This is a genomic window from Allostella sp. (assembly GCF_041913585.1).
Lineage (GTDB): Bacteria > Pseudomonadota > Alphaproteobacteria > ATCC43930 > Allostellaceae > Allostella.
The window spans coordinates 1-7,742 of record NZ_JAYSFE010000169.1; the positions used below are offsets into that span (position 1 = coordinate 1).

Annotated in this window: 8 protein-coding genes and 2 pseudogenes; 5 read left to right on the top strand and 5 right to left on the bottom strand. The window is 72.0% G+C overall.

Annotated elements, in window-relative coordinates:
* Both ACE3Q3_RS21640 and ACE3Q3_RS21645 read right to left on the bottom strand, forming a co-directional pair.
* Nucleotides 1-1,448, bottom strand: a pseudogene (locus tag ACE3Q3_RS21640) (vitamin B12-dependent ribonucleotide reductase); the annotation flags it as partial.
* A 336-nt stretch (nt 1,449-1,784) separates the two neighbouring features.
* Nucleotides 1,785-2,684: a DMT family transporter gene (locus ACE3Q3_RS21645; RefSeq protein ID WP_374449472.1), complete on the bottom strand. Its 900-nt coding sequence runs from the start codon at nt 2,682-2,684 to the stop codon at nt 1,785-1,787.
* Nucleotides 2,685-2,830: 146 nt separating this feature from the next.
* On the opposite strand from ACE3Q3_RS21645, the gene ACE3Q3_RS21650 reads away from it, so the two are divergent.
* The 5 genes from ACE3Q3_RS21650 to ACE3Q3_RS21670 are packed head-to-tail and all read left to right on the top strand — an operon-like array spanning nt 2,831 to nt 6,091.
* Entirely contained in the window at nt 2,831-3,190 is a 360-nt protein-coding gene (locus tag ACE3Q3_RS21650; RefSeq protein ID WP_374449474.1) for an NADH:ubiquinone oxidoreductase subunit NDUFA12, read from the top strand.
* A 28-nt stretch (nt 3,191-3,218) separates the two neighbouring features.
* Nucleotides 3,219-3,707 carry an outer membrane lipid asymmetry maintenance protein MlaD gene (mlaD, locus tag ACE3Q3_RS21655; protein WP_374449476.1) on the top strand — a complete coding sequence of 163 codons (489 nt, stop codon included), beginning with the start codon at nt 3,219-3,221 and terminating at the stop codon, nt 3,705-3,707.
* On the top strand, nt 3,704-4,078 hold the full coding sequence (locus ACE3Q3_RS21660; RefSeq protein WP_374449478.1) for a DUF2155 domain-containing protein: 375 nt from the start codon (nt 3,704-3,706) through the stop codon (nt 4,076-4,078). The genes mlaD and ACE3Q3_RS21660 overlap by 4 nt, the downstream gene beginning before the upstream one ends.
* Before the next feature lie 22 nt (nt 4,079-4,100).
* On the top strand, nt 4,101-5,375 hold the full coding sequence (locus tag ACE3Q3_RS21665) for a sulfatase (protein WP_374449480.1): 1,275 nt from the start codon (nt 4,101-4,103) through the stop codon (nt 5,373-5,375).
* Entirely contained in the window at nt 5,372-6,091 is a 720-nt protein-coding gene (locus ACE3Q3_RS21670) for a hypothetical protein (RefSeq protein WP_374449482.1), read from the top strand. Before ACE3Q3_RS21665 ends, ACE3Q3_RS21670 begins: the two co-directional genes overlap by 4 nt.
* Here ACE3Q3_RS21670 and ACE3Q3_RS21675 read toward each other — a convergent pair.
* From ACE3Q3_RS21675 to ACE3Q3_RS21685, 3 genes and pseudogenes are all read right to left on the bottom strand, one after another.
* Entirely contained in the window at nt 6,088-6,744 is a 657-nt protein-coding gene (locus tag ACE3Q3_RS21675) for a hypothetical protein (protein ID WP_374449484.1), read from the bottom strand. The genes ACE3Q3_RS21670 and ACE3Q3_RS21675 overlap by 4 nt on opposite strands.
* On the bottom strand, nt 6,737-7,168 hold the full coding sequence (locus ACE3Q3_RS21680) for a VOC family protein (protein ID WP_374449486.1): 432 nt from the start codon (nt 7,166-7,168) through the stop codon (nt 6,737-6,739). Before ACE3Q3_RS21680 ends, ACE3Q3_RS21675 begins: the two co-directional genes overlap by 8 nt.
* A gap of 11 nt (nt 7,169-7,179) precedes the next feature.
* Nucleotides 7,180-7,742: pseudogene (locus ACE3Q3_RS21685) on the bottom strand (MFS transporter); the annotation flags it as partial.

Genomic DNA, 7,742 nt, shown 5'->3' on the forward strand with positions numbered 1-7,742 from the left:
GCCGTGTCGTCGAGGAACATGTATTCCGAGCACGGGTTGGATGCGTTGATCCGGCCGCTCTCGGGGCAGGTGTGCCACTCGTTGATGGTGGTGTCGTACTGGACGCCGGGATCGGCCGAGGCCCAGGCGGCGTGGGCGATCTTCTCCCACAGCTCGCGGGCGGGCAGGCGCTTGGCCACCTTGCCGTCGGTGCGGCGGACGAGCTCCCAGTCCTCGCCGCGCTCGACCTTCTGCAGGAAGCCGTTCGAAAGGCGCACCGAGTTGTTGGAATTCTGGCCGGACACGGTCAGGTAGGCGTCCGAATCCCAGTCCGTGTCGTAGGTCGGGAAGTCGATGCGGGTGTAGCCCTGGCGGGCGAACTGGATGACCCGCTGGATGTAGTTCTCGGGGATGAGGACGCGCCGGGCGGCGCGGATCTCGGCCCGGAGTTCGCCGTTGCGGGCCGGGTCGAACCGCTCCTCGCCCGTGCCCTTGCAGGCGGCGAGGATGCGGTTCAGGTGGCGTTCGGCGAGCTTGGAGCCGGCGACCAGCGCGGCCACCTTCTGCTCCTCGACCACCTTCCAGTCGATGTAGGCCTCGATGTCCGGGTGATCGACGTCGACCGTCACCATCTTGGCGGCGCGCCGCGTCGTGCCGCCGGACTTGATGGCGCCGGCCGCCCGGTCGCCGATCTTGAGGAAGCTCATCAGGCCCGACGAGCGCCCGCCGCCCGAGAGCCGCTCGCCCTCGCCGCGCAGGCGCGAGAAGTTCGACCCGGTGCCGGACCCGTACTTGAAGAGGCGCGCCTCGCGCACCCAGAGGTCCATGATGCCGCCCTCGTTGACGAGGTCGTCGGCGACGCTCTGGATGAAGCAGGCATGCGGCTGCGGCCGCTCGTAGGCGTTGGGCGAGGGCGCGGCGACGCCCGTCGCCTGGTCGACGTACCAGTGCCCCTGCGCCGGCCCGTCGATGCCGTAGGCCCAGTGCAGGCCGGTGTTGAACCATTGCGGCGAGTTCGGCGCCGCCATCTGGCGGGCCAGCATGTAGCGCATCTCGTCGAAGAAGGCGCGGGCGTCGGCCTCGCCGTCGAAATGGCCGCCCTTCCAGCCCCAGTAGGTCCAGGTCCCGGCGAGCCGGTCGAACACCTGCCGGGCGGAGGTCTCGCCGCCGGTGCGCTCGGCCTTGGGCAGCGCCGCCAGCCGGTCGGCGTCGGGCTCGTGGCGCCACAGCCAGGAGGGAACCGTGTTCTCCTCGACCGGCTTCAGCGCCTGCGGCACGCCCGCCTTGCGGAAGTACTTCTGCGCCAGGATGTCGCTCGCCACCTGCGACCAATCGGCCGGAACCTCGATGTCGGTCTGCTGGAAGACGACCGAGCCGTCGGGATTGCGGATCTCGCTCGCCGTCTGCCGGAAGGCGATCGAATCGTAGGGATCGCGTCCCTCGATGGTGAAGCGTCGCGCGATACGCATTCCCTTGCCCCCTCCGGTTTGCGTTCGTCGAGGCGTCTCACGCCTGACACATTGGCTAGTGTCGACGCGGCGCGCCGACGCAAAATCTAGAACGAGCCGTCGTCGCGCCGCAAGGGTTCTCGTGCAATTTCAATTTGCTGCGGTGCGGAATTGACAAGAGGAGTCAATGGCGCCCGGGAGCGCATTGAAATTCCAGGAAATTGTCCGGTCGGGATGCGGTGCAGGACAGGTCGACGGCCAGTCCGGCAGCAGGTCACGGTGCCAAAGCGGCGGCAGGCTGGCAACTACATTTGGTCGTCTCGGCGACGCTTGACCGCGATATGTGGCAATTTGGTGTCAGGGCGCGCGGCCCGGCGACTCCCGCCACTGCAGCGCCGCCAGCGCCGCCAGCACCACCAGGACGCCGGCCGCCTGGAGCGGCGTCACCGTCTCGCCCAGGATCGCGACTGCGGCCGAGACGGCGATCACCGGCTCGACGTTGCCGAGGGCTGCGACCCGCACCGGACCCAGCAGCCGCACCGCGAAGAAGAGGCTGGTGAAGCCCGCGGCGTAGACGACGCTGGCGCCGCCGAGCCCGATCCAGCCGACGACGGTGCCGGGCCAGGCCGGCCCGCCGCCGATGGCGACGACGAGGATCGAGGCCGCGGTCGCGGTCAGGACGGCATGGGCGTTGACCGCGAGCGGCTCGGCCCGCCGCAGCACGCGGCTCGTCCACAGGATCGAGGCGGCGCAGGCGACGGCGGCGAGGAAGGCGAGGCCGAGGCCGGCCGGGTCGAGCGTCCGGCCCAGCTCGAAGCCGACGACGAGGGCGATGCCGGCGAAGGCGGCGGCGAGGGCCGCCGACCGCAGGCGGGTCAGCCGCTCCACGCCGGCGAGATGGGCGGCGACGGCGACCATCCCGGGGAAGCTGAAGAACACCAGCGCGGCGACGCTGACCGGGACCAGCGCCACCGCCGACAGGTAGCCCCAGGAGAGGAGTGCCGCCAGCAGCCCGATGCCGATCGCCTGCCGGCGGTCGCCCGCCGCCAGCCGCAGCGGCCGGCCCAGGCGCCGCATCGTCAGCGTCACCACCATCGTCGCCACGGTGAAGCGCATCAGGATCGCGGTCGCGGGCTCGCTGCCCGCGTCGTAGGCGAGGCGCGCGAGCGAGGGGGCGATGCCGAAGCCGGTGCAGGAGACCAGCAGGTAGAGAATGCCGCGCCAGCGGCGGGCCTCCGGCGGCTCGACGAAGCCCATCAGCGGGTCCCGCCGGGGCTGGTCCGGTCGCGCGGGATGGGGAACGGGGGCGGCAGGGTCATGGGCGCGGCACTTTACGCGCCCGGGCCGCGGTGCCATAGTCCGGCCGCCCATTCCAACCAGACGGAAGATTCGCGGGACCGCCCATGACGCTGGGAACGCGCTTGTTCACATGGCTGCGGGGCCGCGAGGTCGGCGTCGACCATCTCGGCAATCGCTACTACACCGAGCGGAGCCCCCGTGCCGGCGCCTCCGCGCGCCGCTGGGTGATGTACCAGGGCGAGGCCGAGGCGACGCGGGTGCCGCCCGAGTGGCACGCCTGGCTGCACTACACGGTGGATGCCGTGCCCGGCCCGGGCGCCGGCCGGCCGCATCGCGCCTGGCAGAAGGAGCACCAGCCGAACCGGACCGGCACCGAGGACGCCTACCGGCCGCCGGGGCATGTCCTCCAGGGCGGCCGCCGCGCCCGCGCCACCGGCGACTACGAGCCGTGGCAGCCGAGTTGAGCGGCCGGCACCCGGCCCGGACGGCGGCATGAAGCACAGCATCGTCGAGACCGTGATCGGCGCGGTCGTTCTCGCCGTCGCCGCCGTCTTCGTCGTCTTCGCCTACAGCGCGAGCGGCATCCGCGCCGTCAGCGGCTACGAGCTGGTGGCCCGCTTCGAACGCGTCGACGGCGTCGCGGTCGGCACCGACGTCCGCATCGGCGGCATCAAGGTCGGCACGATCACCCGCATGGAGCTCGACCCCAAGACCTACCTCGCCGTCATCCGGCTCAGCGTCGAGCCGACGGTGAAGCTGCCGGTCGACACCGTCGCCTCGGTGTCCTCGACCGGCCTGCTCGGCGACAAGTTCCTCCAGCTCGTTCCGGGCGGCGACGAGAAGATGCTGCCGCCGGGCGGCGTCATCCAGTACACGCAGGCCTCGGTCAGCATCGAGAGCCTGATCGGCCAGTTCATGTTCAGCCAGGGCGGGGCCGACAAGAAGGGCGACGCTGCGGCGCCGGCCGCGCCCAAGCTGTGACCGGGCGCACACCCGGCCGGGCCGCAGCCGCGCTGGCCGTGGCCCTGGTGTTGCCTGGCGCGGCGGCGGCCAGCGAGGGCGTCGCCGTCCTCCAGGCGCTGGACAAGATCCTCGGCCGGACCTCGACCCTGGAGGTGCCGGTGGGCAAGTCGATCGGCTTCGGGACCCTCGAGGTCGCGGTCCGCGCCTGCCGGAACCGGCCGCCGGAGGAGCCGCCCGACGCCATCGCGTTCCTGGAGATCGACGACCAGCCGGTGGGCGAGCCGCGCCGCCGGGTGTTCTCCGGCTGGATGTTCGCCTCCAGCCCGGCGGTGTCGGCGCTGGAGCATCCGGTCTACGACATCTGGGTCAAGGCCTGCGGGACAGGCTGAGATCCGCGGCCCGCCATCCCCGATGCCCGCGCGGCCCGACATCCTGCTGCTGATGACCGACCAGCAGCGCTGGGACTCCCTCGGCTACGCCGGCAACCGCTTCGTCCGGACGCCCAATCTCGACCGCCTGGCGGCAGGGGCCCTGCGCTTCCGGCATGCGGCGACGCCGTTCCCGCTGTGCAGCCCCGCCAGGGCCGGGCTCTGGACTGGCCTGCATGCGCATCGCCACGGCGTCGCCGACAACATCTACCGCGAGCCGGACGCGCTCGCGGGACGGGGCCGGACGACGGTGTTTCCGGCCCTGCGCGCGGCCGGCTACCGCACCGGCTATGTCGGCAAGTGGCACCTCGGCGAGGCCCGGCCCGACGGATTCGACCATTGGTCGGGCTACAATTCGGCGGCCTCGCACTGGATCGACGGCGCCGGCGCGCGCGTCTGGCGGCCGGACCGCGAGACCGACGAGGCGGCCGGCCTGCTGCGCGACTGGTCGTCCGGGCCGCCCTTCCTGCTGGTGGTGTCCTACTATCCGCCGCACCCGCCCTATGACGCACCCGATGCGGAGCTGGCGCGCTATCGTGGAACGGGCAATCCGCATCCGGCTTACTATGCCGCGGTGGACGCCCTGGACTCCCGGATCGGGCGGCTGCTCGACATGCTCGCCGCGCGCCGGCAGGCGCGTCCGGCCGCGGTGCTGTTCTGTTCGGACCACGGCGAGACATTCCGCAGCGAGCGTGGCTCGAAGCGGTCGACCGAGGAGGGCGCGATCCGCGTTCCACTGCTGCTTGATGCGCCGTCAGTCGTTCCGGGTGACGTCGACGCGCCCGTCACGCTGCTCGACGTCGCTCCGACCCTGGCCGGCCTGGCCGGCCTGCCATCCGCCGGCGATGGCGACGACCTCCTGCGCATCGCCGCCGGCATCGCGGGACGGCGGTCGGTGGTGATCGAGAACGTGGCCGCAGAGCCGGTCGCGACGCGAACCGGCAATCTGCGCCAGGAAGTCGGCGTGATTCGCCGTCCGGAACGGGTGGTCTGGACGGGGGGCGCCAAGCTGGTGCTGCGCGAGGCGTCGCCGCCCATCCTGCGCGACCTCGCGGCCGATCCCGAGGAGCGGTTCAACGCCTGGTCGTCGCCATCGTCCCAGCCGCGCGTGCGTGCGCTGCTGCAGGATCTCGAGGAGCATTCGGCGCGGACTGCCGACCGCGACGGCGCCGGTCTGGCCGCCGGTCTGCGGGCCATTCTCGAACGCGGGACGGGCCCTGCCCCGGCGGGGCCGGCCACGCCGCAGGTACGGCCATGAAGGCCATCGTCCTGACGTTCGACAAGTACCGTGCGCTCACCTGGCACATGATCGCGGCCTATGCCGAGCTCTGGCCGGGACATCCGCTGCGGTTCCGCATTCCGTTCCAGACGCTCGAGCTGCCGGAGCGGCCGGACATCGAGCCGGTCCGGTCGCTGCCCGGCATCAAGGAGACCGTGCTGACCCTGCTCGACGACCTGCCGGACGACGAGTGGATCTACTGGTGCATCGACGACAAGTACCCGATCCACGGCGAGTTCGGACGTTTCGCGGAGATCGCGCAATGGCTGCCCGCCATCGATGATCCCGCGATCTCCGGAATATTGCTCTGCCGCTGCCGCGGGCTGCTCGGCGATCGCGCCCTGGCCGGTCCGGCGATCCCCGCCCCGTGGGGCGAGCCGTTGCTGGAGCGGGCGGGGTACCACCAGCTCTGGCTCCACCAGTTCCTGCGCGTGAAGGTCCTGCGCCACGTCTTCCGATCGTTCCCCGACGCCATTCCGGCGGCGAAGGCGCTCGACGAACTGCTGAGCCGGCTGGAGAAGCCGGCGGGCCACCGGCTCTTCGTCGCGGCGCGAAACCTCTCGGTCTTCGGCGAGAGCACGAGCCGCGGCCTGCTCACGCAGAATTGCTACTTCAGCATGAAGACCCGCGGCCTGCCGCGGCCCGACTTCTTCGATGGCCGGCTGGCGCCGGCGATCGTCATGGGCGGTGCCTAGCGGGTCGGTGCCGGGGGGCGCAGGAACACGGGCGGTTCGGCGAGGAGGCGGGCGCGGAAGCGGCCGTAGAGCGCGTCCAGCCCCGCCCGGATGGCCTCGGGCTGCGCCGTCCAGTCGCTGCGCCGCGGCGCCGGCGGTGGAAAGCGCCCGGCCGCATCCGCGGGCAGCCCGAGGAAGTCGAGGATGGCCGGCAGGTGCCGCCAGTGGTCCTCGAAGCGCACGAACAGGACCGGGTAGGGGAGCGCGGCGTCGCGCCAGTTGGCGTAATGCTCCTCGAGACGGAACAGGTCGCGGCCGCCCGCGAGAAAGGCGGCCAGGTCCCAGTCCGGCGGCAGGGCCTGCCAGTCGCCACCGATGTTGCGGCAATGCTTGCGCGCCCAGTCCGGCGCCGGCCCGCCGCCGCGGCCGTCGAAGCTGTGCCGTTCGTGCCGGCCGCCGCGGCGGCCGAAGAAGGAGATGACGGCGTTCCACGGGTCGCCGAAGAGATAGACGACGCGCAGCGCCGCCGGCACCGAGGGCGGTGGCCGGCGGAGGTGCCCGTGGGCCGGTGCCAGGGCGGCGCGGCCGTCGCGGCCGACGCAGGCACGCACGAACGTCTTGGAGCCGACGCCGCCGAAGGAATTGACGAAGATGCCCGGCGCCGGCTCAGCCATCGTCCGGAGGAACGGACGGTCCGGCGGGCGGGCCCTTGAGCTCGACCGTGTTGCCCTCGGGGTCGGCGATGTAGATCGACGGTCCGTCGCCCTCCGCGCCGTAGCGGGTGCCGGTCTCGCCCGGGGCGATGCCGTGGCGGGCGAGGTGGGCGGTGATCGCGGCCTCGTCCCACGGCTCGATGCGCAGGCAGAAATGATCCATGTTGCGGCCGTCCGGCACCGGCGGACCGCCGCCGCGCCGGCCGAGCGGCCCGGTGATCGGGACGAGGTCGATGAGGGAGCGGCCGGCGCGGAGCTGGACCAGCCCGAGCGCGTCCTGGCGGCGCTCGACCCTGCAGCCGAGGACGCCGCAGTAGAAGCCCAGCATGGCGTCGAGGTCGACGACCCGCAGCACGAGATGATCGATGTCGCGGATTGCGAACATGGCGGTCGATCCTAGCGGCGAGCGGTTGCCGATGCGAAGAGCATTCCGACCAGCACCAGCAGGGTGAGGCCGAAGGCGATCGCCAGGACCCGGTCGTAGGAGCCGCCCAACTCCCAGATCAGGGCCGCGGCGAGCGGCGCCAGTGCCTTGGCGAAGGTGCCGGGCAGCGCGAGGACGCCGTTGAGCGCGCCATAGGCCTCGCGCGTCAGCATCTCGGGCACGGCGAGCCCGCGCACGATGGTCATGACGCCGTTCGCCATGCCGTGGACGACGGCGAAGACGGCGAGCGTGACGAGGCCGGTCGGCGCCAGCCAGAGGATGCCGACCGAGACCGGGAAGCAGGCGGCGACGGCACAGCCGATGATCCGCACCGGCAGGTCGGAGCCGAAGGCCCAGACGACGATGCGCCCGGCGACCTGCGCGGGGCCGATGATGGCGATGATCCCGACCACCGCCGCCATGTCGAGGCCGCGCTCGACCAGGATCGGATAGAGATGGAAGGTGAGGGCCGAGAAGGTCGCGTAGTAGGCGGTGAAGGCCAGCGCGATGCCCCAGAAGGCCGGCTGGCGCAGCG